The following is a 23869-nucleotide window of genomic DNA, read 5'->3' as shown; positions in this document are numbered from 1 at the left end:
AAATCTTCCGACCCTCTCAGGCCGGCCGGAAGAAATGTCAAATCCCGGTCTTTGCCGGCTTCCCTCCCAGAACAAGCGCAATGTTTTCCGCACAAAGCCTCATCATGGCTTCTCTCGTTTCGACAGTGGCGCTTCCGATGTGAGGCAGCGCGGTCACTTGCGGCAGACTGGCGAGCGGATGATTCTGTTGCACAGGTTCTTCCGCAAAGACGTCGAGTCCTGCGCCGGCAATATCTTTTTCGACTAGCGCTTCATATAAATCGGCTTCATTGACAACCTGTCCTCTTGAGACGTTGATAAAAATAGCGGAGCGCTTCATCTTTTTAAAAGCGCTGCGGTTAAATAAATGCTTCGTTTCACCAGTCAGAGGCGTCAGGCAGACAACAAAATCCGCCTGTTCAAGCAGTTCGCCAAAGGACAGATAGGATGCGCCCAATTCGGCTTCCGCCTCGGGATTGCGGGTGCGGTTATGATATAAAATCTTCATGCCAAAGCCTTTCGCCCGCCGGGCGACGGCTTGTCCGATGCTCCCCATCCCGACGATGCCGATCGTTTTATGATGGACATCCGCACCGGCCAAAAGCAGCGGCCCCCAGCCCGTCCACTTTCCCTGTCTAATCCAGTCGCTGGCTTCGACGATTCTGCGGGCGGATGCCATCAGCAGAGCAAACGTCAAATCTGCCGTTGACTCTGTCAGCACGCCGGGTGTGTTGCAGCAGATGACGCGGTGCTTTTTCGCAGCCTCCACATCGATGTTGTCATAGCCTACTGCCAAGTTGGCCACCACTTTTAAATGCGGCGCGCCTTTTAAAAGCTCCTCATCAACCGTGTCGGAAAGCATCGTCAACAGTCCGTGCGCCTTTTTTGCTTTTTCCGTCAGGATGGCGCGCGGGCACGGTTCTTCTTCCTTTTCCCACATCTCAATATGGGCCTCTTCTTTTAACGCAGAAAGCTGTTCTTCAGGTAATTTTCTCGTCACATATACAAACGGTTTGTCCATGCTGCCTCGTTCCTTTCTAAGAGTAGCTTCCAATCTAAGCATATCGAAAAAATCCGGAAATGTTAACATGAAGAAAAGAACACCGCGGCGCCTATGGTGTCCTTTTCAGCCAATTGACAGGCGGCATGCTCATAAATCCTGCGGCTCTCATGCCCGCCATTTCTTGAAAGCCGTTCAGGAATTGCTCATATGCCGGCGCCTGAGACAATAAATGGTCGAGTCTGCTTTCAAAATAATGGTGCTCTGATTCAGGAGAAATATAGTACCCTTCAACCGTCTCAAAATAGTGGAGCGGAAACAGCAGCCTGCTGTACATCAGCCGCTTAGAAAATGAAGAAAGCGGTGCGGCTTGTTCGTATTGCTGAAGAAACAACGCAATTTCATTAAAGTTTTTCCTTTCGTGAAACAAGCTTCTGGCATATTCCGCAAGATCCCTTGCCGCATGATCAAACACCCATTCCATCGGGATTTTAATAAGCGGCTCGCGCCTTAAAGCCTCACAGGTGAGCCGCTGCTGGCAAATCGTTCCGGTGTCAGCGGCCTGCGGCTGATCATCCAATTCGGTATCGGCCAAATATTGAATCGCATTTTCGGTTAAACCGAGATAATAAGGAAACGATTCGATAAATTGTTTTTCAAAAGGCTGCAGCTGTCTTGCCTGCGTTTTTTGAATCCAGAATTGTTCCAGTTGGTCGAGCCGTTTCCCCCACAGTTCTTTCCACTGCCCGATCCGCGAGGTTTCTTTCACCTCGTAAGGATATCCTCTTCCCTTATGATGAAATTCGGCCAGCTCCGCCCCAAATGAAACGGACCTGTTTGTCATGCGGGGAGCAGATTGAAGAAGCACATATGAGACGCCATTCTCCTCAAACGTCATCTCCCCGTCCTTTGTCAATATAAAAGATGAAATGTATGGGTCGCGCTGTTCTTGCAAATACTGACTCATACTAAACAATTCCCCTAGCTCATCCTGACTCAAGTGGGAAACCGGGACGATCAAAAACATCGAATTCGGGGTATGAAAAGCCTGATAAGACAAGTACGATGTAAGATCGCGAATGTAGATTCCGAATTTTTCTTTGATCAGCTCCTTCACGGACATCACTTCCTGAAAAATTTTTCTCCTTCTACACATCGTAATCATGAAGGGATTCGATTATGAATCGATCTGGAAAAAGAGTTCTAAAATCGTTACATTTTTAAGGTTGTTTGTATACACTAAGTAAAAAAAGATTGGGTGAAAATGATGCCGGAAAACAACAGCATGCATCAAATCGAAACAGCAGCAAAAGAATGGCTTGAGAAACGGGGCGTCAAGATTTCAGAAATTGCCGATCTTGTCTACGTACTGCAGAAGAAATATCATCCAAACTTAACAAAAGAAGAATGTGAAGAGAATGTCAACCGGGTCATGAAAAAACGCGAAGTTCAAAACGCCGTGATTACAGGGATTCAATTGGATATGCTGGGCGAGCAAAGAAAGCTCATGGAACCGCTCCAAACCTTAATCGAGACAGATGAAAGCCTGTACGGCGTCGATGAAATTTTATCCTTCTCCATTGTGAATTTGTATGGATCAATTGGTTATACAAACTATGGATATATCGATAAAATCAAACCGGGGGTGCTCGCACGTTTAAACGATAAATCAACAGGCGAATGCCACACATTTTTGGATGATATCGTCGGAGCGATTGCGGCAGCCGCATCGAGCAGACTGGCGCATCGAGCAAAAGATGCGGAATAAGCCATTAAAAAACACTTGTCTTTAAAAGACAAGTGTTTTTTGCGTTAAATGCGATCCATCCAGTCTGTCAGTGAATCAATGACATATGTCGGCTTTTCCTGATAGGCTTCAAGGTGTTCTTTTTTGGTCACGCCCGTATGAACGAGAAGCGTGTCCATCCCGGAATTCATTCCCGCCATAATATCCGTATCATAATTGTCACCGACCATCAGCGTTTCACTGATATCTGTACCGAGCACCTTCATCGCCTGCTCCATGATGATCGGCTCCGGCTTGCCGATAAAAATTGGCTCTGTCTGCGTAGAAACGGTTAATACTGATGTAAGAGAACCATTGCCCGGCAATAGTCCTCTTTCTGTAGGAATGGCGATATCGCCGTTAGTCGAGATGAATGTAGCGCCGTTGCGGATGGCAAGGCAACCGACGGCTAGCTTTTCGTATGTAATGCCGCGGTCGATGCCGACGACGACGAAGTCGGCGTCTTCTCCGCCGAATGCCAGTCCTTTTTCCTCAATGGCCTGACGGATGCCTTCTTCACCGATCACATATACGGAAGCATCTGGTTTTTGTTCGGCGATAAAATTGGCGGTCGCCATGCTGGTTGTGAATACCTGGCTCTCTTCGGCCGGAATATCAAATGAAACAAGCTTGTCCGCCACTTGCTTCGGCGTACGCGAGGAATTGTTCGTGACAAACAGGTACGGAATGTTCCGGTCTTTCAGCTTCCTTACGAATTCGCATGCTTCTTCGATTTTTTCCGTCCCTTTGTACATTGTTCCATCCAGATCAATTAAGTATCCTTTGTATGTTTTCATGTTGTACACTCCAGTTCGTTTAGTGCGGTTTGAATGCGGATACCGGACCGAGTTCATGGTTTAAATAATCGCGGATCCGCGCCGGAAATTTCTCAAGCGTTTCCGCATGCCTGCTGATCAGCTCGTCCAATTCTTCATGGTTGACATTCAGGTAGTCTTGAACCAATGTCTTCCGATAGGCGATCAAATGTTTCAGACTGTCGCCTTCCGCTTGGCTGACAACCTTTTCATCGGTCAGTATATCCATAATGTCGTCATAGCTTCCAGGATCTCTCATAATAAAGCCGTCAATCATATCGTTCCCTATATCCAATATACATTCGATCAGCGTGTGGCCGATTCGTTCGAGCGCTTTTTTTTCGACGTCGGAAGTCCATTCCTCCTGCGTTTGATAAAGCCGCAGCTCCTCTTCCAGGAAGTTCAGCGTGTTTTCGATTTTGTGTCGATCGACAAAATACATCATCAGAGCATCCCCTTTTATGATCGCTTATTTTCGCAGACGTTTTAAAACAAAGTAGGCACATCCGAAATTGCAGTACTCGTAAATATATTCATCAAGCGTGCTGATCTTCGTATCAAATGTGGCCTTTTGATTTTGATCGTCAAAAAAGCCTTTCAGCCTCAGCTGGCTGTATCCCCAATCCCCGACGATGTAGTCATATTTATTTAAAATGTCGGAGTACCTGGCTTTAAACGCTTCTTCGTTAAAACCGTTTTTCACATCTTTGACGACTTCAAATGCAGCGTTCTGAACGACAATCATTCTTTTCACCTCTTTTATATGATAATTCAAACCCGGGCCGCCATCAATTGCTAAGAATAAATCCTCCCCGTTGGAAAAGCTATAAATGAGGAGGAAAAGCAAAATGAATAAAAAAATTCTTTTAGCCGGGCTGCTCGCGGTGCCTTTAGCAGGATGCCAGACGGCCTTAAACGACACCGAACACAATATATATGACGAAGACGGAAATACCGTTCACGTTGCAGACAAGAACCCTCAATATCATGAAAAGTTCAGAAATGACAACCGGAAAGGCAGATTCGGATATGCGCGCCATCAGGCAACTCCAGTCGCAAACAAGGAAGAAATGCAGGCGCCTCAAATCGATCGGGAAGAAATGGCGCATATTATATCTAGTTTAACGGTTCAGCTTCCCAATATTCAAGATGCCTCAGCACTTGTGACAGACGAAGAAGCGCTTGTCGTGTACAAAACGGACTCCGGGCAGCGCGAACAGACGGCTGACCAAGTCAAAAAGACGGCGGCATCCGTCATTCCTAGATATTACCACATCTATATTTCCGATGACCCGGACATGATGCAATCCGTCGCCAACTTCAGCCGGCTTGGAGCCAATTCAAGAAACGTTGATCAGCTGATGGCCGATACGATTAAGGAAATGCAAAAATCGCCGCAAGGCAAAACAACGACAGGTACAGATGAAAACGGCCTTGACGGAAAAGGAAAAGCGACCGAATCCTGACCTGAAAATAAGAAAAACGCCAGCGCAAATAGCTGGCGTTTTTTCATCCAATGTTATGCCTGCGCCTGGCGTTTTTTAGACGCTTCATTCACCTGTTCATCGGCATGGTATGAAGAGCGGACGAGCGGCCCTGCTTCACAGTGGCTGAAGCCTTTTTCCATGGCGATTTCTTTCAGCTCGGCAAACTCGTCAGGATGGTAATATTTCTGTACTTTAATATGTTTTTTGGACGGCTGCAGATACTGGCCGATTGCCATGATGTCGACGTTGTTCGCAAGAAGGTCGTCCATTGTTTCGATGATTTCTTCTTTTGTTTCGCCGAGGCCGATCATGATGCTGGATTTCGTCGGGATGTCCGGCTGCATCTCTTTGGCACGGCGCAAAAATTCCAATGATCTTTCGTATGTAGCTCTCGCACGGACTCTCGGCGTCAGACGGCGGACCGTTTCAATATTATGGTTTAAAATGTCCGGACGCGTATCCATCAGCGTTTTCAAATTATTATAGTCTCCGCCCATGTCAGACGGGAGAACTTCGATTGTTGTAAATGGGCTTTTTCTCCGGACGGCGCGTACGGTTTCAGCGAATACCCCCGCTCCTCCGTCTTTTAAATCGTCACGGGCAACGGCTGTAATGACCGCGTGTTTCAGGTTCATGATGCTCACAGAATCTGCGACTCTTTCCGGCTCATTCAAGTCAAGTTCTGTCGGCAGCCCCGTCTTCACCGCACAGAAGCGGCAGGCTCTCGTACAGACAGATCCGAGAATCATAAAGGTCGCGGTACGTCTGACTGCCCAGCACTCGTGGATGTTCGGACATTTCGCCTCTTCGCAGACCGTATGGAGGTTGTTTTCCCGCATTAATTTTTTTAAGCCCGTATAGTTTTCATTCGTGTTCAGCTTGATTTTAAGCCAGTCGGGCTTTCTTAGGTGCTCGTCTTTCTTTGCCAATTCCATCATCTCCATTGTGGATTGTAGTCATGTTCAATACGAAATTTGTGACATAGCGCCGGATGTGTCCCCCTACTTTGGAACCGCTTAAATAAAAAATCTAAATCTTCATCTTTAGTCACTTTAACATAGTACAGATTTGTGAACAAGAGCATGATTAGACAAGATGGAATTTCTAACATTTTCTTATTATCGATTTCTGCAGATGTCACAAACTAACCGTATTCAAACTGAAAGGAGCTAAGGACACTGTGAAAGCTGTATTATCCGTTCTCATCCTCCTTTTGCTCATATCGCAGCCGTGCGCTCTTGCAAAGGAGAAAAAAGAGCCCGATCTGCAAAAGAGAATGGCCCTATATCATAAAACAGAAGCTGCAACCCATATTCCTTGGTATATTTTCGCGGCTGTCGACCAATACGAAATCAATATCCGCAAAAACCGCAAGGACTTGCCGAAGCAAAAAGGGCACACCGGGATATATATTCCGCAAAGCGTGTGGAGCGGACCTGAAAACCCCAATCCGAAAGATACATCTCCGCTCAGCATCAAGGTTTTTGACGGAATTGGAATGGACGGAAACGGAGACGGACTCGCAGAACCGGATCAGGATGAAGACGTCCTTTATACGTTTGGACAATACTTGTTGACATACGGAAGAGACATTGAAAATATCCGCATCGGCCTGTGGGAGTTTTACGAAAGGGATCAGACGGTCGGCATCATATCAGGTTTTATCAGGCTTTTTCAAAAATACGGCCATATTGATTTGGGCAAGCACGCCTTTCCTCTTCCCGTAAGATCAGATTACAGCTATAGAAGCACATGGGGAGATGCCCGCGGATTCGGGGGCAGGCGCATTCACGAAGGGACGGATTTGTTCGCCCATTACGGCCTCCCCGTCCGGTCGACATGCTACGGTATTGTTGAAATGAAAGGGTGGAACCGTTTCGGCGGATGGCGGATCGGAATCAGAGACATCAACAATACGTACCATTATTTCGCCCATTTGAACGGATTCACAAAAGGCTTGAAAGTGGGAGAAATCGTCGAGCCCGGCCAGGTGATCGGCTCGGTTGGAGCGACTGGATACGGGCCGCCGGGAACATCGGGAAAATTCCCGCCCCACCTTCACTACGGCATGTATAAAGACAACGGAAGAACAGAGTGGTCTTTTGACCCTTATCCTCATTTAAGGGTATGGGAACGGAAGGAACTTCGAAAGAAAAAATAAAAGACATCCCTATTTTAAAAGAATAGGGATGTCTTTTTTTTCAGAGGTTAACCGGCCTGGCTTTTCTTGCTTTTCACAACCGCATTGATGATGCTTGCGGCCAATCCTCCCCAAATAATGACGATGCCGATCACCATCATTGCTATAGATGCGCCGTTCATGAGGAAACCTCCTTGTCATGTTGAAATGGTGTATATGTCAGCCCGTTCTTCCATTTTGAAAGCGAAAGGATAAATCCGGCTGCGATCGCTCCAATAGCGACGCACCATCCCCATTTCAGGAGAAATTCAACCGGCAGATCGCCATAGGCTGTTGTGATATTCGTCTTGATATTATCAAACATCATATACCCCAGAACAAGCGGCGTGACGACGCTCAGGCAGATTCTCCACCAGGCGCCAAGCTGAATGTCGGAAACCGAATTGGCGTGAGCCTGCAGAGCTTTCAGCTCTTTCGCAAACCATGCAATCGCAACGACTTCGATCAATCCGGCAAGCGCCACTCCGAAATTGTTGATAAAGTAATCGGCCGCATCGAGGAAGAACAGCCCGCCTTTCGTCGCAAATACGAGCGAACACAATGCAGCAGCCCCTCCGCCGAACAGGACGGCTTTCCGCCGCGGAACGTTGAATTTATCCTGAATCGCGGCAACATATGTTTCAGAGATAGAAATGAGAGACGACAGACCCGCCAAGACAAGCGAGCCAAAGAATAAAAATCCGAAGAGCGCATTAAACGCTGGAAACTCATTGATGATCTGCGGAAAGACGACGAACGCCAAACCGATTCCGGAAGAGACCACCTCTTTGACTGGAACGCCTTGCTGCGCCGCCATAAAGCCCAGCGCACTGAATACCCCGATCCCGGCCAGCAGTTCGAAAGACGAGTTCCCGAAGCCGGTGATAAACGCATTGTTTGTAATATCGGATTTTTTCGGCAAATAGCTGGAATACGTAATCATGATAGCAAACGCAATCGACAGACTGAAGAAAATTTGACCGTATGCCGCAACCCAAACTTTTCCGTTTGTAATCTGGCTCCAATCAGGCGTGAAAAACGCATTCAGCCCTTGGGCAGCCCCATCAAGTGTAATCGAATAAATAACGATGATTAAAAATAACACCAAAAGCAGCGGAATGAAAATGCGGTTTGCAATTTCGATTCCTTTTTTGACTCCGGCAAATAAAATGCCCAAGGAAACAATCCAGACAATCGCGAGCGGAATCAGGACGCCGGGCACGAAGCCGCCGAATTGGCCGATGGCTCCTCCTCCAATATCAACTCTGTTTAAATATTGATTCATTAAGAAATTTTCTGTATTTTTTCCCCAGCCTAAATTGAACGAAAAGACAGTGTAAGAAATGGCCCATGCCACGATAACGGCATAATACGTCGAGATGACAAATGAGATGGCGACCTGCCACCAGCCGATCCATTCCTTCCCTTTCCCCATCCGGGCATAGGACAGCGGGGCTGAGCCTCTGTATTTATGACCGATTGTAAATTCCATGATGAGAAGAGGAATTCCTGCTGTCAAGAGCGCGAACAAATATGGCAGAAAGAACGCGCCTCCTCCGTTTTCATAAGCTACAGCCGGGAACCTCCAAATATTCCCCAAACCGATCGCAGAACCGACAGCTGCTAAAATAAAACCCGCTCTTGTTCCCCATTGCGGACGATTATCCATAAGCTTCCTCCTTTACCTTTTTGAAACATCTGAAAACAGTGAATTTTCTAACAATTATTATTATTGAATAGTATATACAGTCTTTTTACCTAAGTCAAAGTATTTTTTAAGAAAATAGACGGATGCCGTTTCTAGGCCATGAAAAAAAGCATTCTGCCTGATGTTTGCAGAACGCCCTGGAAATCATTACTCATTTTGTTCCTTTTTTTGCTCTGTTTTTTCATCCTTTGAAGGGATTTGAATCGATGGCGCCGTCTGGCTGCCGCTGCCGCTGTAGAAGTCGGGTACTTCCCCGTGCACGGCTTGAATCGTTGCCGGAATCGTATTTTTGACAACCGCCGTTTTTGTCGCAAACGGTATGACGACACGGACCTTGACTTCGACAAGAATCCCGATATTAATTAATGCATTATTAATTCCGTACGGCTCCACGCTTTTCTTGAAATCTGTAAAAACATCTCCTACAACATTAAAGCGCACCGGAATTTTCGGCCCGAGGTTTCCAAGCAGGGAATTTCCCGTTGTCTGGCCGAGAGGAATTTGATAAATCACGCCGTCACTCTGGTCTTCCGGCGTTTTCGCAGAAGAATTAAATTCTTCCGTTTCCGTTACTTTCAAGTTTTCATGCAGCCGTTTCGTAATCTTGGTTTGCATATCGCGAACAACATGAGAATTGAAATTGATCGTTGTCACTTTCCCGTTTTCATTTGTCTTCATTTCGACCATGTTTTGCACATTTTCATCTTCGTTCATATAATCCTCGACAGCTTCTTGGATGACGTGCGTCGCAATCCGGTTCGTTTCCATTTCAGCGATGTTCAGAAGCGTCGGTTTGATGGATGAGTTGATAATCAACAGGCTGATGGCCGTTGAAAAAATAAAAAATACAAACGAAAGCAGCATGACATATCGAAAAGGCAAAGGTCCTCTTTTTGACAGAGGGCCGCGAATTCTTCGCAAGCAAAATCCCCCCTTACATCACAAGTGTATGCTTGTAAGAGGGGATATACGATTCAATCAGACAACTTTATTTCACCATTTTTAAAAGGGCATCTTTTCCGCTCATTCCGGGATGGATGCCGAGCTCTCTGGCCGCATCGGTTACAGATTCGAGCGGGGCTTCGAGAAGCTGATCGATCGTCCGCACGCCGACGGCTCTGGCGGCGATGATTTTCCGTTCTTTTAATTTATCATTCAGCAGGTCGACGTCAAGCGCTCCGCACATAATATATCCATGGTCATTGGTTACTGCCATAAAGTTCGTTTTCGGCAGTTTGACCGTTACAGCCGTAAACGGCTGATCTTCTATCATAATCGGAGTTAAATTTACCATCGCGATCCCTCCTTTACCATTAATGTATGATAAAGCGAGAGACATGTTCCGGTTTGCCCCGAATCTTAAAGTATCTGTTTAAAACCGGTTTGCTTTTTTAAGCTTCCAGGCGAGCAGATCGCGCAGGAATTCAGGCATAAAGTAGTCGATATCTTCCGCATCGCGGATAGCCGGAAACAGCGTTCCGAGTGTAAACATGTCAATTGTGGCGATCGTGTAGAACGCATCATCTTCAATGTCCGCTCCGTTGACGGAGAGCTTTTCCGGGTCAAGTCCGGCATACAGCATTTTCCCCATCACTTCACCGCGAAAACCGAGCCCTTTAATGCGCAGCTTCTCGGTTTCTTCCGATGATGCATGGAAGATGACCTCTTTCAGCTCACGTCCCGTCAGCTTCAGTTTGACCGGATTAATCGGATGCGGACAGATGCGGTGAACATCCGCTTTCGTCACCGGGCCTTGTGAAAGAGACTCCAGTACAATGCCTGAGTTGACCATCCCGATCTCTGCCTCACACCATTCCTTTAAGGCGTCTGCCAGCATTTGCGGAAGGGCGCTTCTGCGGAACCAGGCGGTTTCAAGGGTGTTGTCCAATGTCGCAATTTCTTCTTCAAGTAGCTGTCCGGCTTCTTTCTCTTTTTCCTTCAGAAAACGAATCGTCTCCTCTGATTCTACGTTCCATTCTGCCGTCTTCATCACGGTTGCTGTGATGTTCTCAAGCGTTCCGTTATACGTCAGTTCAACATGACCGACATAGTTCCCGTATTTTTCGGCGCAGGCCAGCATAACGCCGTCTTTCATCATCCCTTCTTCAAGCAGGTGATGGGTGTGGGAGCCGAGGATCAGATCGATTTCGGGAAAAGCCTCCGCGACGCGCTGATCATCCAAAATACCAAGGTGTGAAAGAAGGATGACAGTATCGGCTTTTCCTTTGATTTCACTGAGCATCTCGCCGATGCTTTCAAATGCGTCTGTAACCGTCCAGCCAAGCTGTCGATAGATCGGATAGTACGGGACTGTCACACCGAGAATGGCAAGAGTTGCGCCGCTCTTCATCTTTTTGAGCAAATACGGCGCTGCCCAGCCGGGCCTTTTCCCTTCTCCGTCAAACAAATTGGAGACAATGACAGGAAACTGAGCGTTGTCATAAAGTGTATCCAGCTCCTGATGCGGCAATGTAATTCCTTCATTATTCCCGATCGTTGCAGCATCATACTGCAGACGGTTCAACAGCTCCACATTCGCTTTTCCGAATGTAGCCTCAGATATCGGATGGAATCTGTCGACATGATCGCCGAGGTCGAATAAAAGCACTTCTTCACCCTGCTCTTCATGTTTTTGTCTTTGTGTCTGAATATAATCGACGATTTTCGGCCAGTTTTCAAAATGGCTGTGCAAATCGTTCGTATGGTAAATATGGAGCTTTTCCGTCATGCAAATCTCTCCCTAACGTTTAACTAAACACGCCTTGATAGATTAATCTGATTCCGATGATGATCAATACGAACCTCATGATCAATACGACCGTCTTTGTCTGCATCTTTTTATTAATGTAGGCGCCGAGCTGTCCGCCAAACCAGGCGCCCGGGATCAATGCGAGCGCATAAAGCCAATTGACATGGCCCGCGATGACATGGCCGGCAGAGCCCGCGACAGATGAAAGGAAAATGATAAACATCGATGTCGCAACGGCGACCCTTGTCGGAAATAAAAACAGAAGAATCATCGCCGGCACCATCAGCGAGCCGCCTCCGATGCCGAAAAGCCCGCCGAGAAAGCCGACGAAAAAGGCGATCGCGATTCCGGCTAAAGGATGATATGAATACGTATATTCCTGTCCTTCATCTCCTGTGAACGTTCTGATCACGCCCGTATGCTTTTTCTCGGCAGGTTTCACCCTTTTCTTTATCATTAAAGAAAGGGAAATGAGAATCATAAAAATCCCGAACCATAGAGAAAACGAGTCTGAGCTGAAGTATGTCGATACATGGGCACCGGCGATGCTTCCCGGCCCCGAGCCGATGAAAAAAATAAGGCCGCTTTTATAATCTACGGTTTTATACTTCATATACGCAAGCGTTGAAGAAAGCCCTGTGAATATGATGACGACGAGCGATGTGCCGACCGCCATTTGCGGTGTCACATGGTCAAACAGCATCGGCAGCCCCGCCAGAAAAAGGAGCGAGGGAACGATGACGATCCCTCCGCCGAGCCCGACAAGACTGCCGATGGTTCCTGCGATAAATCCAAGTATGATCAAGATAAGATATTCCATAAAATAAGTCCTCTTTTCTAGCTGAATAAATCGAGCTGCTTTGGCGTAAGCCCTTTGTATTCAATATCGAGCAGCTCCATCATTTGCTTCCCGTTTTGAGCCGCATCACCGCCTGAATTGTTATTAAACAGCACGTAAACGTTTTTGGACTGCTGTTCAAGCAGCTCAAGGTTGTTCTTCCAGTCTTTTAATTCTTGTTCATTATATAAATACAAATATCTGACCTCACGCCAATTTTGACCGGAAGACGGCCTTAACCAGCCTTCCTTGTTGCGACCGTGAAAACGGACGAGCGTTTTCCGGCTGTCAGTCGCATGAAGAACCGTCGGTATGCTGCCTTCACCCGCCTGGGGTTCATCGCAAATGCTGTGAATCCATTGCTGTTCCTCCATAAAAGCGAGCGTTTTGTCGTAAAACTGGGGCATAAACCATGACCGATGCCTGAATTCAAGCGCACACGGTATATCTCCCATTTTCTCTTTTACCCATCTTAAATAATTGACGTTTTCTTTTTTGCAATCAAACCATGGCGGAAACTGAAAGAGGACCATCGCCAGCTTACCCGCTTTTATGTATGGCGTTAACGAAAGCTTAAAAGCAGCAAACATGTCGTCTTTCGTTTCAAAGGGGATTTCCCCGCGCTGATGCCCTGTCATTCCCTGATATGCCTTAATGATAAACTGAAAGGTTTCCGGCGTCTCCTTTACCCATTTTTCATTGTTCCGCTCGGGCTGTATCGCGTAAAAGCTCGCATCAAGCTCGACGATCGGAAAATGCGCCGAATAGTGGATCAGCTTGTTTTGACTGCTTGTCTTGGGCGGATACAGGCTGTCATGATCCCCCCATCCTGTTAATCCAATATAAATCAATGCAGTTCACCTCTTCTTTTAGTTTATCACAGGTTTTTTTCGAAAATCTTGATCCAGGTCTGCTTGTAGCATTTCCTTTTTCAGCGGCGGGATACTTGAACATGAAAAAGAAGCCGGACATCCGGCTTCTTTTAACGGGCTTTCTTCGGAAAAAGGGTAAAGCTGAAACTGTACAGAAAATCGATGACAAGGATGATCGACCATAAAGAAGCGATGCGGATTAACGGCTCGGTTCTATCCGGGTCGCCGATGAACAGGTGCATCCCGGCCAACAGCGCCGCTCCGATCAGCCATGCGATGAAATGGCGAAACCAGCCTTCACGCTCTTTTTTGGCGTGTTCCCTGCCGTACTGCGGGCCTTTGTCAGGCTTCGGACCGCCGGCAAAGCGATAGGCAAACCTTTCATCCGCCCACTTGATCATGCGGCTCCCAAACGCGATGCTGACGCCGATATAAACGGCGGCGATGCCGTGCAAAACATCCGCTTGCGCCCCATTGTGCAGATCAAGCGCCGTTGCAGCCAAAAGCAGCAAATCCAAAACCGGTGTGCATGCAAACATGATCAAACCAGCCTTTTTCCAGCCTGCCATATAGCGAAAAATAAGTCCAAGCAGAATAAAAATCCAAAAACCGATTTCACAAGCTATAATCAATAAACCAATCACCTTTTATCCGCCTCTCTTTTTTAACACATTTGTATTAAAAAATTATAACACAGATGTATTAAATAATACACCCGTGTTATAATGTGTGTATGCCAAAAATAGTTGATCACGAAAAACAAAAAGAAAAAATTGCCGAAGCGGTGTGGAATGTGATTCACAGAGATGGACTTGAACAATGCACCGTCAGAAATATCGCTAAGGAAGCCGGGCTGTCGGCCGGGTCGATGCGCCATTATTTTCCCCATCAGTCTGAGCTTTTCATTTATTCAATGAGGCTTGTGGCAAACCGGGTCAAAACGCGTATCGAAAACATGACATTTAACGGTACACCGGCTGAAAACGTCAAACAGCTTCTTTTTCAGCTTATGCCTCTTGATGAAGAGCGAAAACTGGAAATGGAGGCATGGTATGCATTTACAGCCAAATCACTCAGCGATCCGGAGCTCAAACCGTTGAGAAAGGAGATGAATGAAGGCATTTATTCAGCCTGCAAATCGGCTGTTGAAATGCTGGTGAAAACCGGAAAAAAGACCGGGATCGATGTTCTTAAGGAAACCGAGCATCTATACGCCCTTGTCGACGGGCTGGCGCTTCATTTGATCATGGACCCTGAAAGGCTGACGGCTGAAAGGATCGATTCTGTATTGGCCGGTTATATCACATCGTTGGAATAGGCACAGATCGATCGGATTGCACCAGAAGAAAGCCCGATTATCAAACTCCGAAGTCTTTTCACACACAAATAAGGAAAAGCAGGCTTCTCAGCCTGCTTTTCTTGATTAATGCTCTTGTTTGATATCTCCAATTATTTACTTTTTCATTTCTATATCATTTTCCTTACGCCTTCTGAGCACACGACGGAAGCGCCTTTCAAAAGCAAGTCAAACGTTTTCATGAGATTCCTCCTCCTCAGAAGCCTACTCATGATAGAAATCCAGAGCCGCCTGAAGCGCATTTCCCGGCGATACTGAAGCACCTGTGCGAATGAGAACCGCTTCGAGAGCAGCCAATGTAAAAAGAACATTTTCTTTCCGGCAGCTGTACCCCATCGTTCCGATTCTCCATATCTTTCCGGCCAACGGCCCGAAAGAGCTGGCGATTTCGACGCCGAAATCGTCAAGCATCATCTTCCTGACAAGATCTGCGTCAACCCGATCAGGAACTTTCACACAAGTGACGGTCGGCAGCTTTTTCTGGTCTTCCGTAAACAATTCGAGTCCCATCGCTTTGATACCCTTGATTAGCGCTGCTTCATGGAGCCGGTGTCTTGAGAATCGTTCACTGAGCCCCTCCTCAAGAACGACGCGCGCTCCTTCGCGCAAGCCGTACAGCATCGAAGTCGCTTCTGTATGATGATTGAGGCGCCTCGGGCTCCAATAATCCATCAGCATGCCGAGGTCAAAATAATTGCTGGAAATCGGCAAGCGTCCTGTTTCAAGCTCGATATCTTCTCTTGTGGCAATGCCCCGTTCTACCTTTTTCCTTTCATTGATGCGCTTTTCAACCCGGCTGTTAAATGTGATCGGCGCCATACCGGAAGGAACGGATAAACACTTTTGCGTACCTCCGACGACCGCGTCAAGGCACCATTCATCCGTATTGACGTCTGTGCCGCCAATTGTAGCTACCGCATCGACTACACAAAGCACATCAAGCTCCCGGCAGGCCCGGCCGATTTCTTCGAGCGGCTGAATGCATCCCGTCGATGTCTCACCGTGCACAACCGCGACAATCTCCGGCTTCGTCCGTTTGATTTCGGAGATGATCTCTTTCGGTTCAAAAACGTCTCCCCATGGGCATTCCATCGTATAAACATCAGCCCGGTACCGTTCGCAAATCTCGGCAAGCAGATAGCCGAACCGTCCGAAAATGGGAATGAGCACCCGGTCCCCCGGTTTGATGAGACTGGCAAGGACGGCTTCAAGCCCGGCCCGCGATGTCCCGTTTATCGGAAATGCCCATTTATTTGTCGTTCGGAAAATCTGCCGGAGCAGCGCCATGACGTCGTTCATCATGTCTGTAAATGCAGGGTCGAATTGTCCCAGTACAGGCGAGGAAAGCGCCCTCAGCACTCTCGGATGAACCTCGACAGGACCGGGAGTCATAATTGTCCGTTTCGGAATATTCATTTCACCAATTGTCATGATCTTTTTCTCCTTTCATTCATATGCCAGCCTGTATAATACATGGGTCAAGAGCTCAACGCCAGTTACAAGATCAGCCGGTTTTGTCCATTCTTCCGGCGAATGGCTGATACCGTTCCGGCTCGGAACAAACAGCAGCGTTGTCGGGCAATGCGGGCCGAAAACCTGGGAATCGTGCCCCGCCCCGCTGACCATCTCCTGAAACGCTGGGCGCTGAGCCACGGCTTTGAATAGAGAAGCCTTGTCACCCCTCCTTCTCCGCTTTCACCGAATGATGCCAGCCAATTGATCATGTCTTCGATATTGCGGGCTGTACTTTCTCCGGTCTTATGGATACCAATTGTCATGTAAAGAAACTTCCTTTCTATTTTCTTGTTATATTTCTTTACAACTCTCTATATAAATACAAGTTTACTGGTAACATAAAAAATAAGCATCGGCATAAATGTCATAAATCCGCTCATTTTTTGTTGAAAATGACTAAAATAACAAAGGAGGTCTGTACAGATCAATGAATATCTATGACATGATGAAACTCCCCGTGTTTAATGGCGCAATGCTTGCCGCCGGAAAAACGGGCGGGACCCGGAACATCGAACATATCAATATGATGGATGCACCAGATATTGCCGATTATCTGCATTATGGCGAGCTCCTCGTCACGACCGCTTATCATTTGAAAGACCGGCCTTTTTTATTGAAGGAATTGATTGAAAAGATGATCAGGCGGGGCTGCGCCGGACTCGGCATCAAAACGCGTTTTTTGCAGGAAATACCCGACGAGGTGATCAAGCTTGCCGACGAGCAGTCTTTTCCGATCATCGAGCTAAATGAAGATGTCCGCCTCGGTGATATTGTCAATCATACACTGAGCCATATTTTAGACAAACGGACGGCGGAACTCGAACAGGCCATCACCGCCCAAAAAAAGTTCACAAGCCATATTATGAGCGGAAAAAGCATTCAATCGCTCTTGCATAACGTCTCTGCTGTTTTGAACCTTCCCGTTCTTCTATTCAATCAGCACCTCAAGCCGATCGCCTCCTCAAAAGCGGATGCCGCCGGTGCGCTTTCGCTTTATGAAGGAATATTTCAAAAAGGAAGCAGAACGGGGTTCACCTGCTTTTCAACACTTTCCGACAAACAAACCTATTCGGTATTTCCGATCTATACTCACGAAAAAAAATGCGGCTTCCTTGTTGTCTGCGGAATGATTTCCGCTTCAGACAAAGGCTTGCTGTTAACACTCGAACAAGCCGCCAATGTCATCGCCTTTGAGCTGATGAAGGAAAATGCGCTCAAGCAGTATTCGCGAAAAGCGCGGAACGAGTTTTTCAGCAATTTTTTGGACGGCGCCTTTTCCTCTGCTGAAGAAATCAAAAACCGGGCCAAAGAATTTAAGCTCAAATGGGATCAAAAATATGTGTGCATCGCCGGCAAATTGGACCGCCGCGAAAAATCGCTCAGCTTCACAGAGAATTAGCTCGAATCAGATTCCGTGTTCGAGCGCCTGGAAGAAGAGCTGGTTGAGTTCCCGTTTCCTCCGCACCTTTTCACAAAAGGAAACGTATGCTTCCTGCTGGCCGAGGCCACAGACAGCTGGGCTGAAATGAATGCAGCCGTGGGCGGATTTTTAAAGACGTTTCAGCGCCATGCATCTGAGCATTTTCAGCGGACGATCTCTTTCGGAATCAGCAACCTCAGCCATCAGCTGAGCGACGTTCCGCACATTTGTAAAGAAGCCGTCGACGCGCTCCACTCCGGCCATTTGTCAGGAAGCACCGAGTTCATCCAGACGTACCATATGAAAGACGTGTCAGAACTTTTGCGCATGATTCCGGCTGATGATTTGAAGACATTTTACACGCATGCGCTGCATCAGCTTGCCAGCCTGCCGAAGGATGACCCAGGGCTCCTGCAAACATTGTCCGTCTATCTGGAAACGCACTGTCAGATTTCTGAAACGGCCAAGCGCCTGTACGTCCATAGAAACACCGTCATCTACAGGCTTGAAAAATGCGAGGAACTGCTCGGGAAAAGCCTGAAAGATGCGGACACGACCCTGCGCTTGAGACTGGCGCTCAGAATTCAAATGCTGCTTGGGTTATGAGCAATTCCAACAGTTTTCTTCCACGCGGCAATCGGAGGATGTAAAGCCGCGCCGGCATTCTGATGATTTGAGCATTTCACCATAAAAAAAGCCGGCATATGTGCCGGCTCCCTTATACATTTTCGGGAATTGTGCGTGCCTGCTGCTTCCGCCCCCAGCTGACTGCCGCCAAAAAGCTGAGCACGAGAACGACCGCACCAAAAATATATGGAATTTCTACGTTCACATCGAATAACAGACCGGCCACCGTCGGTCCGACAATATTGGCAAGACTCATAAACGCATTGTTCATGCCTGCGGCAAAGCCCTGTTCATCACCGGCCATTTTTGAAATCAGCGTATTAATCGCCGGACGGAGGATAGACGTCAGCATGAAGAAAACAATTGTTGCACCGAAAACGAGCCAGTACGAACCGGCAATCGAGCAGACGGCAAGCGCTGCGGCTGAACCGATCAGCGTCATGTTCATCAGCTTTTTTTCGCCGAAGCGGTTCGTCAGCATCCCGAGAGCCACCGCCTGGACGAACACACCGATCAGGCTTGCTGCTGTAATGACAAAGGCAATGTCTCCCGGTGTGAAGCCGTGCTTATGATCGACATAAAGGCTGAATACCGCCTCGAAATTCATGATCCCGAAGTTCAGGATGAACACGAGGACAAACAGAAATGCATACGGCGATCGCAGCGCGCGCGCCATTTGCTTAGCGAGCGGTTCGCGCTTTTGAGCGGAGCGGCGCTTTTCAAGCATCTTTTCTTGACTGAGCGTTTCCGGGAGGACAAAAAGCGATAAAACCGTCGCCAAGCCGGCTAATCCGGCTGACACGTAAAACGGGAAGGTGAGCCCGAACGCCGCCAAATATCCGCCTGCTCCCGGACCGATGACGAAGCCGAGAGACATCGCGGCGCTGATCAGCCCCATCCCTTTGCTTCGATCCTTTTCCGATGTGATGTCAGCGATGTAGGCAAACATGGCCGGCACCAAAAATGCGGCTCCCGCTCCGCCGAGAAGGCGGGAAACAAACAGCAGCCACATCTGGCTCGCCAAGGCGAAAAGCAGCTGGGAAACCGCAAACGCACCGATGCCTAAAATGATCATTTTCCGTCTTCCGTATTTATCGGTCATTTCCCCGGCAGCGGGCGAAAACAGCAGCTGGGTAATCCCCGAAGCCGCAATCAGCAATCCGAGCGTGCTGCCCGAAGCGCCGAATTCTTCTATAAACGTAGGCATGAGTGGAATAATCAAGCCTATACCAAGCATAACGATGAATACGTTCAGCATGAGAATATACAATCTGGCCATCTTTTTCATCCGCGGATACCTTCCTTCAGCCCGAAAATACCGGACAATCTTAAATTCGAACAATTACTAAATTAGTATATCCACAGATAGGTTTAAAGTCTAGTTTTTTCATATTTTTGCATATTTTTTCTTCTCAAGGAAGAATGGGAAATAAAAAAAGCGGGGGATTCCCCGCCTTTTTATCCATTTACGACCAGCCGACGGCATTGGCAAACATCAGGAAAATCACGGCCGCTCCCATCCAGAGGCAAAACAGCGGAAGGATGAATCTCAGCCATTTGTTCCAGGCAATCCGGCTGATCGCAAGCGTCGCCATAAAGTAACCTGATGTCGGAAAGACGATGTTTGAAAAACCGTCTCCGAATTGGAAGGCCAGAATCGCCGTCTGCCGCGTAATCCCGACGATATCAGCCAAAGGCGCCATAATCGGCATCATAATTAAAGCTTGTCCGCTTCCGCTTGGAACAAAAAAGTTAAACAGCATCTGTGTAAAAAGCATCGCCGTAACCGTGAAATAAGAAGGAAGCTGTGAGACCGCATGGGACAAGCCGTAAACCATCGTATCCATGATCTGCCCGTCCGCCATAACGACCGCTGCAGCTCTTGCAATGCCGCAAATCATCGCACCGACGAGCACTTCTTTAAAACCTTCATTAAAGGACTCAGCAATGTCTCTCGAGCTCATACCGGCAATGTAAGCAGGAATGATGCCGAGCGCCAGGAAATAGCCCGCCATTGTCAGCATATCCCACCTGAAATAAATCACACAGCCAATTAAGCCGGCAAACAACCCAAGCGCCGCGATCCCGGCCCATTTCACCCGTCCGCCTGCTTTAAAAGCCTGCACTGGTTCGACTGCTTCCTTGCCCGTCAGGCTTTTTTCAGGATGCGCTCTGACCTTTTCCGCATATTTGAGCACATATACAGCGGCAATCGCCGTAATGACAACAAAGATAACCGCCCTGTACCCCATCCCGGAATAAAGTGGGAGACCGGAAATCATTTGTGAGGTCCCCACGGTAAAAGGGTTTGTCAAAGCGCTCGTAAAGCCGGCGATCGTCCCGCACAATGCGATTGCTGCTGCTGTCATCCGGTCATACCCGAAAGACAGCAGCAGAGGAAGAATGACAGGGACATAAACGATGGAAAGCTCAGGCGTCCCGATAAAACAGGAAATGCCGGAAAAAACGAATATTAAGACAGGCGTAACGAAAACCGGCTTGTTCCTGAACTGATCGGCCAGCAGACGGACGCCGAGCTCAATGACAGACGCTTTCCTCAGAACGGCAAAAGCGCCGCCGATCACAAATGTAAACACGATAATCGGAGCCGCTTCCGTCATCCCTTTCGGAACCGCCGTAAGCAAGCCAAGCATATCAACCGGCGTCTGTTCGACCCGTTTATAGGACGCTGGATCGATCATTTCCCTGCCGTCCGGACTTTCCACCCGTTCATATTCGCCTGCTGGAATAACATATGTCATAAGCGCCATTAGACCAATCATGACAGCCAGAATGACATAAATATGCGGAAATTCTTTTTTGCGTTTTTCGTTCTTTTTCAAGTCTTCTGTTTTGTAAGCCGGCATTCCCATTTTCGCTCATCCCCTTCTTCCGTGTTAATTTTTTTAACATATTAAATGATCACAGCATGAATAGCATTGAAAAATCCTCTGAATTTCAGCGTGTTTTCAGTTAAAATACCTAAATCGACACGACCAATCCAGAAAATTGTCACATTTTCTATCAATCATTAAGCTGACAATCTTTACTGTTCCTTTTCTGCATTTTCATGTAAAGTCATAAGAAAGATCAGCATGTAAAGGAGAGCGTTCACATTGCAGCAGTGGATTAAAGAAGTCGCAAGAGGAAAAAGGGGCGCCCGCGATTTAGCTTATGAAGAGGCCAAACAGGCTGCAGAAGCGATCATTACGGGAATTGCAAGCCCCGCTCAGACCGCCGCATTCTTAATAGCGGAGCGGATCAAAACGGAGTCCCCTGAAGAATTGCTCGCGTTTACCGAAGCATTGCGGAACAGCTCGGAAACACTGAGCCTTTCCAAAGCTGTAAAAGATGCGGTCATCGATTTTGCGGGACCTTACACAGGAAGACATTCTTTTTTAGCAACCATTCCCGTCTCGCTCCTTCTCGCAGGAAACGGCGTTCCTGCGTTTCTCCACGGCAGTGATGCATTGCCGCCCAAGTATGGAACGAGCATAAAAGATGTCTTGGACAAACTCGGAATCCCTTCTGAGACCAATCCGGCGCAAACGGCACACTCACTGGAAGAAGCCTCAATCGGATTCGCCGCCGCCGAAACATTTTGCAAACCGTTTGTTCGCATGAGGAAAATCCGCGAGGAAATCGGCGTCCGCACCGTGCTGAATACAGCAGAAAAACTGGTCAACTTCTCTGATGCCGACAAGCTCATGATGGGTGCGTTTCACCGGACGGCCATTCAGAAAATGCATCCCGTTTTTCAGCGCTTGACGTACAAAGAAGTGTTCATTGTCCAGGGCGCGGAAGGCGCGGAAGACGTGCCGGTCCACAGAGGCAGCTTTGTGTTTGCGATAAAAAACGGCGAGATCGATTCTTTTATATTAAAACCGGAAGAATACGGACTTTACGCAGAGGAAGCAAAGCTCAACAAACCGCTGTCTGCTGAGGAGCAGGCGGAAAAAATAACAGCCGTTCTCGCCGGAGACGAATCGGCAGATACCGAATACGAAAGAAAACAAGTCATCATGAATACCGCATTGCGCTATTATTTATTCGGACACTGCACGGCCATTGAAGAAGGCGTCCGAACGGCGGAAAAACAGCTGAAAGAAAAAGCCGGCCTGGAGGCCCTTGAAAGGTGGAAAGCTTCATTTACAAGACCGTAAGAAAACCGTAACGAAAATGATATTTCCTTTTCATGAAAAGATTGGATAATGAAAGAAATGAAAAGGAGGCGATCGAAAGATGAACCGAAAGTGTGTCATACCGTTTATTTTGATGTTGTCAGCGATGTGCGCGCCCATCCAAAACGCAGAAGCCTTCCAGCTGTTTTCCTTACACGCCCAGTCCTCAGCCCCGGCAGATTACTACGAACAGGCGCAAGGCAAAACAGGTGAAGCTTTAAAACAAGCGCTTCACGACACGATCGACGATCATAGAGAGCTGTCTTACAGCGAGGTATGGGAAGCGCTGAAAGCAACGGACGAAGATCCGTCCAATCGAAACAACGTGATTCTCTTATATTCCAGGGAGTCGCGCTCTAAACAGGCGAACGGGGGGCAAACGGGCGATTGGAACCGCGAGCACGTATGGGCAAAATCACACGGTGATTTCGGGACAAGCAAAGGGCCCGGAACAGATTTGCATCACCTCAGGCCCAGCGATGTGCAAGTAAATGCCGCCCGCGGAAACCTTGATTTTGACGAAGGCGGCAGCCCCTATCCCGGCGCTCCCGGAAACTACTATGACGGCGATTCGTGGGAACCCGACAAAAGCATCAAAGGCGATGTCGCCAGAATGATTTTCTATATGGCGATCCGCTATGAAGGGGACGACGGTCATCCGGATCTAGAAATGAACGACACAACGAACAACGGATCTAAACCGTACCACGGAAAAATGTCGGTTTTATTGAAATGGCATCATGAAGACCCTGTCGATGCCCTCGAAAGAAAGCGGAACGATATCATCTATCAGCAATACCAGCATAACCGCAATCCGTTCATTGATCACCCTGAATGGGCGGAGGATATTTGGGGCTCGGGCGATTTGAATTGAACAAAAAAAACGCCTGCCCAGCGCTCTTTTTTAAACCTCTGTTTTTTTGTTCGGATTCAGTTTTACGGCAAGTTCAATTTCATGGTACCCCGTGCACCTGCAAATATTGGATTCAAGCCATTCTTTCATGACGGCGTCATCTGCGTCCGGATGGTTTTTAATCAGCAAATGGCAGCAGTTCATGATAAAACCGGCGTGCAGCAGCCGCATTGAAAAGCAAAATGACGGATAAAGACGTCGTGAATCGGTGAGTGCTTTTAGCCCTTCAATTGGCACTCGGCGACCAGCATGAGGCTCGACTTCATCGGCCGATTGTTTACACTGACAGTGCAGGCAACGCAGTCTCCGTTCAACAGCCGGGCTTTACGCCTGTTAATCCGAGCCTTCCTCCTGAGCATATCTAAAAGCGTGTCGGCCGGTTGATGGAAGCCGGCCTTTTTTCTCCGTTCATCTCAAGGGTTACTTCCATCCTTTTAGCGCTT

Annotated in this window: 23 protein-coding genes and 3 pseudogenes; 7 read left to right on the top strand and 19 right to left on the bottom strand. The window is 47.8% G+C overall.

The window, feature by feature from the left end:
• Positions 1–37 precede the first annotated feature (37 nt).
• Together BTA31_RS03675 and yutH are read right to left on the bottom strand one after the other, a co-directional pair.
• A complete protein-coding gene (locus BTA31_RS03675; RefSeq protein ID WP_076788923.1) occupies positions 38–1000 on the bottom strand; it encodes a 2-hydroxyacid dehydrogenase in 963 nt (320 codons plus the stop codon).
• Between the two features lie 91 nt (positions 1001–1091).
• Positions 1092–2102: a spore coat putative kinase YutH gene (gene yutH / locus BTA31_RS03670; protein ID WP_076788922.1), complete on the bottom strand. Its 1011-nt coding sequence runs from the start codon at positions 2100–2102 to the stop codon at positions 1092–1094.
• A 144-nt stretch (positions 2103–2246) separates the two neighbouring features.
• On the opposite strand from yutH, the gene BTA31_RS03665 reads away from it, so the two are divergent.
• Positions 2247–2747: a phosphatidylglycerophosphatase A family protein gene (locus tag BTA31_RS03665; RefSeq protein WP_003184971.1), complete on the top strand. Its 501-nt coding sequence runs from the start codon at positions 2247–2249 to the stop codon at positions 2745–2747.
• Between the two features lie 44 nt (positions 2748–2791).
• Here BTA31_RS03665 and BTA31_RS03660 read toward each other — a convergent pair whose 3' ends face one another.
• Genes BTA31_RS03660 through BTA31_RS03650 form a run of 3 tightly spaced genes read right to left on the bottom strand, consistent with a single transcriptional unit; the run spans position 2792 to position 4325 of the window.
• Complete coding sequence (locus tag BTA31_RS03660; RefSeq protein ID WP_043927115.1) at positions 2792–3562, bottom strand: TIGR01457 family HAD-type hydrolase; 771 nt, start codon at positions 3560–3562, stop codon at positions 2792–2794.
• 19 nt (positions 3563–3581) lie between these two features.
• Positions 3582–4022: a DUF86 domain-containing protein gene (locus BTA31_RS03655; RefSeq protein WP_076789024.1), complete on the bottom strand. Its 441-nt coding sequence runs from the start codon at positions 4020–4022 to the stop codon at positions 3582–3584.
• A 27-nt stretch (positions 4023–4049) separates the two neighbouring features.
• Positions 4050–4325, bottom strand: coding sequence for a YutD family protein (locus tag BTA31_RS03650; RefSeq protein WP_003184977.1), 276 nt, complete (start codon positions 4323–4325; stop codon positions 4050–4052).
• Between the two features lie 103 nt (positions 4326–4428).
• Between BTA31_RS03650 and BTA31_RS03645 the strand changes: the two genes are divergently transcribed.
• Complete coding sequence (locus tag BTA31_RS03645) at positions 4429–5046, top strand: YhcN/YlaJ family sporulation lipoprotein (RefSeq protein ID WP_020452845.1); 618 nt, start codon at positions 4429–4431, stop codon at positions 5044–5046.
• Between the two features lie 53 nt (positions 5047–5099).
• Here BTA31_RS03645 and lipA read toward each other — a convergent pair whose 3' ends face one another.
• Positions 5100–6011, bottom strand: coding sequence for a lipoyl synthase (gene lipA / locus BTA31_RS03640; RefSeq protein ID WP_255204478.1), 912 nt, complete (start codon positions 6009–6011; stop codon positions 5100–5102).
• Positions 6012–6247: 236 nt separating this feature from the next.
• On the opposite strand from lipA, the gene BTA31_RS03635 reads away from it, so the two are divergent.
• Entirely contained in the window at positions 6248–7228 is a 981-nt protein-coding gene (locus BTA31_RS03635) for a M23 family metallopeptidase (RefSeq protein WP_043927120.1), read from the top strand.
• Positions 7229–7275: 47 nt separating this feature from the next.
• Here BTA31_RS03635 and BTA31_RS03630 read toward each other — a convergent pair whose 3' ends face one another.
• The 8 genes from BTA31_RS03630 to BTA31_RS03595 all read right to left on the bottom strand — a co-directional run bounded on the left by BTA31_RS03630 (position 7276) and on the right by BTA31_RS03595 (position 14057).
• Positions 7276–7389, bottom strand: coding sequence for a methionine/alanine import family NSS transporter small subunit (locus BTA31_RS03630; protein WP_003184985.1), 114 nt, complete (start codon positions 7387–7389; stop codon positions 7276–7278).
• Positions 7386–8915: a sodium-dependent transporter gene (locus BTA31_RS03625; protein ID WP_076788920.1), complete on the bottom strand. Its 1530-nt coding sequence runs from the start codon at positions 8913–8915 to the stop codon at positions 7386–7388. The genes BTA31_RS03630 and BTA31_RS03625 overlap by 4 nt, the downstream gene beginning before the upstream one ends.
• Before the next feature lie 186 nt (positions 8916–9101).
• Entirely contained in the window at positions 9102–9875 is a 774-nt protein-coding gene (gene yunB, locus BTA31_RS03620) for a sporulation protein YunB (RefSeq protein ID WP_076788919.1), read from the bottom strand.
• Between the two features lie 67 nt (positions 9876–9942).
• A complete protein-coding gene (locus BTA31_RS03615) occupies positions 9943–10248 on the bottom strand; it encodes a YunC family protein (protein WP_076788918.1) in 306 nt (101 codons plus the stop codon).
• A 78-nt stretch (positions 10249–10326) separates the two neighbouring features.
• Entirely contained in the window at positions 10327–11682 is a 1356-nt protein-coding gene (locus BTA31_RS03610; protein WP_076788917.1) for a bifunctional metallophosphatase/5'-nucleotidase, read from the bottom strand.
• A gap of 19 nt (positions 11683–11701) precedes the next feature.
• Complete coding sequence (locus BTA31_RS03605; RefSeq protein WP_076788916.1) at positions 11702–12523, bottom strand: sulfite exporter TauE/SafE family protein; 822 nt, start codon at positions 12521–12523, stop codon at positions 11702–11704.
• 17 nt (positions 12524–12540) lie between these two features.
• Complete coding sequence (locus tag BTA31_RS03600; RefSeq protein WP_043927126.1) at positions 12541–13392, bottom strand: DUF72 domain-containing protein; 852 nt, start codon at positions 13390–13392, stop codon at positions 12541–12543.
• Positions 13393–13523: 131 nt separating this feature from the next.
• Positions 13524–14057 (bottom strand): hypothetical protein, encoded by a 534-nt coding sequence (locus tag BTA31_RS03595; protein ID WP_076788915.1) that lies wholly within the window; start codon positions 14055–14057, stop codon positions 13524–13526.
• An 89-nt stretch (positions 14058–14146) separates the two neighbouring features.
• Here BTA31_RS03595 and BTA31_RS03590 point away from each other — a divergent pair, with 89 nt between their 5' ends.
• Positions 14147–14731 carry a TetR/AcrR family transcriptional regulator gene (locus tag BTA31_RS03590; RefSeq protein WP_076788914.1) on the top strand — a complete coding sequence of 195 codons (585 nt, stop codon included), beginning with the start codon at positions 14147–14149 and terminating at the stop codon, positions 14729–14731.
• Between the two features lie 243 nt (positions 14732–14974).
• Here BTA31_RS03590 and BTA31_RS03585 read toward each other — a convergent pair whose 3' ends face one another.
• Together BTA31_RS03585 and BTA31_RS03580 are read right to left on the bottom strand one after the other, a co-directional pair.
• Positions 14975–16201 (bottom strand): pyridoxal-phosphate-dependent aminotransferase family protein, encoded by a 1227-nt coding sequence (locus tag BTA31_RS03585; protein WP_076788913.1) that lies wholly within the window; start codon positions 16199–16201, stop codon positions 14975–14977.
• 15 nt (positions 16202–16216) lie between these two features.
• Positions 16217–16408, bottom strand: a pseudogene (locus BTA31_RS03580) (M20/M25/M40 family metallo-hydrolase); the annotation flags it as partial.
• Between the two features lie 304 nt (positions 16409–16712).
• Between BTA31_RS03580 and BTA31_RS03575 the strand changes: the two are divergent.
• Positions 16713–18311 (top strand): annotated as a pseudogene (locus BTA31_RS03575) (PucR family transcriptional regulator).
• A 112-nt stretch (positions 18312–18423) separates the two neighbouring features.
• Here BTA31_RS03575 and BTA31_RS03570 read toward each other — a convergent pair.
• Both BTA31_RS03570 and BTA31_RS03565 read right to left on the bottom strand, forming a co-directional pair.
• Entirely contained in the window at positions 18424–19620 is a 1197-nt protein-coding gene (locus tag BTA31_RS03570) for an MFS transporter (RefSeq protein ID WP_076788912.1), read from the bottom strand.
• A gap of 178 nt (positions 19621–19798) precedes the next feature.
• On the bottom strand, positions 19799–21205 hold the full coding sequence (locus tag BTA31_RS03565) for a YfcC family protein (protein WP_076788911.1): 1407 nt from the start codon (positions 21203–21205) through the stop codon (positions 19799–19801).
• A 243-nt stretch (positions 21206–21448) separates the two neighbouring features.
• Here BTA31_RS03565 and BTA31_RS03560 point away from each other — a divergent pair, with 243 nt between their 5' ends.
• Together BTA31_RS03560 and BTA31_RS03555 are read left to right on the top strand one after the other, a co-directional pair.
• Positions 21449–22495, top strand: coding sequence for an anthranilate phosphoribosyltransferase (locus BTA31_RS03560; RefSeq protein ID WP_076788910.1), 1047 nt, complete (start codon positions 21449–21451; stop codon positions 22493–22495).
• Between the two features lie 124 nt (positions 22496–22619).
• Positions 22620–23387, top strand: a complete 768-nt coding sequence (locus BTA31_RS03555) for an endonuclease I family protein (RefSeq protein ID WP_479688707.1) — start codon at positions 22620–22622, stop codon at positions 23385–23387.
• Between the two features lie 30 nt (positions 23388–23417).
• Here BTA31_RS03555 and BTA31_RS22365 read toward each other — a convergent pair.
• Positions 23418–23856 (bottom strand): annotated as a pseudogene (locus tag BTA31_RS22365) ((2Fe-2S)-binding protein).
• Positions 23857–23869: the final 13 nt, after the last annotated feature.

The sequence above is a fragment of the Bacillus haynesii genome (assembly GCF_001969855.1).
Classification (GTDB): Bacteria; Bacillota; Bacilli; order Bacillales; family Bacillaceae; genus Bacillus; species Bacillus haynesii.
Note: the sequence above shows the minus strand (reverse complement) of the source record. Positions and strands in the feature narration are given on the sequence as shown.

Coding starts and splice junctions, on each gene's coding strand:
- BTA31_RS03675 (WP_076788923.1), bottom strand. CDS start 1,000: ATGGACAAACCGTTTGTATATGTGACGAGAAAATTACCTGAAGAACAG.
- yutH (WP_076788922.1), bottom strand. CDS start 2,102: ATGTCCGTGAAGGAGCTGATCAAAGAAAAATTCGGAATCTACATTCGC.
- BTA31_RS03665 (WP_003184971.1), top strand. CDS start 2,247: ATGCCGGAAAACAACAGCATGCATCAAATCGAAACAGCAGCAAAAGAA.
- BTA31_RS03660 (WP_043927115.1), bottom strand. CDS start 3,562: ATGAAAACATACAAAGGATACTTAATTGATCTGGATGGAACAATGTAC.
- BTA31_RS03655 (WP_076789024.1), bottom strand. CDS start 4,022: ATGTATTTTGTCGATCGACACAAAATCGAAAACACGCTGAACTTCCTG.
- BTA31_RS03650 (WP_003184977.1), bottom strand. CDS start 4,325: ATGATTGTCGTTCAGAACGCTGCATTTGAAGTCGTCAAAGATGTGAAA.
- BTA31_RS03645 (WP_020452845.1), top strand. CDS start 4,429: ATGAATAAAAAAATTCTTTTAGCCGGGCTGCTCGCGGTGCCTTTAGCA.
- lipA (WP_255204478.1), bottom strand. CDS start 6,011: ATGGAGATGATGGAATTGGCAAAGAAAGACGAGCACCTAAGAAAGCCC.
- BTA31_RS03630 (WP_003184985.1), bottom strand. CDS start 7,389: ATGAACGGCGCATCTATAGCAATGATGGTGATCGGCATCGTCATTATT.
- BTA31_RS03625 (WP_076788920.1), bottom strand. CDS start 8,915: ATGGATAATCGTCCGCAATGGGGAACAAGAGCGGGTTTTATTTTAGCA.
- BTA31_RS03615 (WP_076788918.1), bottom strand. CDS start 10,248: ATGGTAAATTTAACTCCGATTATGATAGAAGATCAGCCGTTTACGGCT.
- BTA31_RS03610 (WP_076788917.1), bottom strand. CDS start 11,682: ATGACGGAAAAGCTCCATATTTACCATACGAACGATTTGCACAGCCAT.
- BTA31_RS03605 (WP_076788916.1), bottom strand. CDS start 12,523: ATGGAATATCTTATCTTGATCATACTTGGATTTATCGCAGGAACCATC.
- BTA31_RS03590 (WP_076788914.1), top strand. CDS start 14,147: ATGCCAAAAATAGTTGATCACGAAAAACAAAAAGAAAAAATTGCCGAA.
- BTA31_RS03585 (WP_076788913.1), bottom strand. CDS start 16,201: ATGACAATTGGTGAAATGAATATTCCGAAACGGACAATTATGACTCCC.
- BTA31_RS03570 (WP_076788912.1), bottom strand. CDS start 19,620: ATGAAAAAGATGGCCAGATTGTATATTCTCATGCTGAACGTATTCATC.
- BTA31_RS03565 (WP_076788911.1), bottom strand. CDS start 21,205: ATGGGAATGCCGGCTTACAAAACAGAAGACTTGAAAAAGAACGAAAAA.
- BTA31_RS03555 (WP_479688707.1), top strand. CDS start 22,620: ATGTGCGCGCCCATCCAAAACGCAGAAGCCTTCCAGCTGTTTTCCTTA.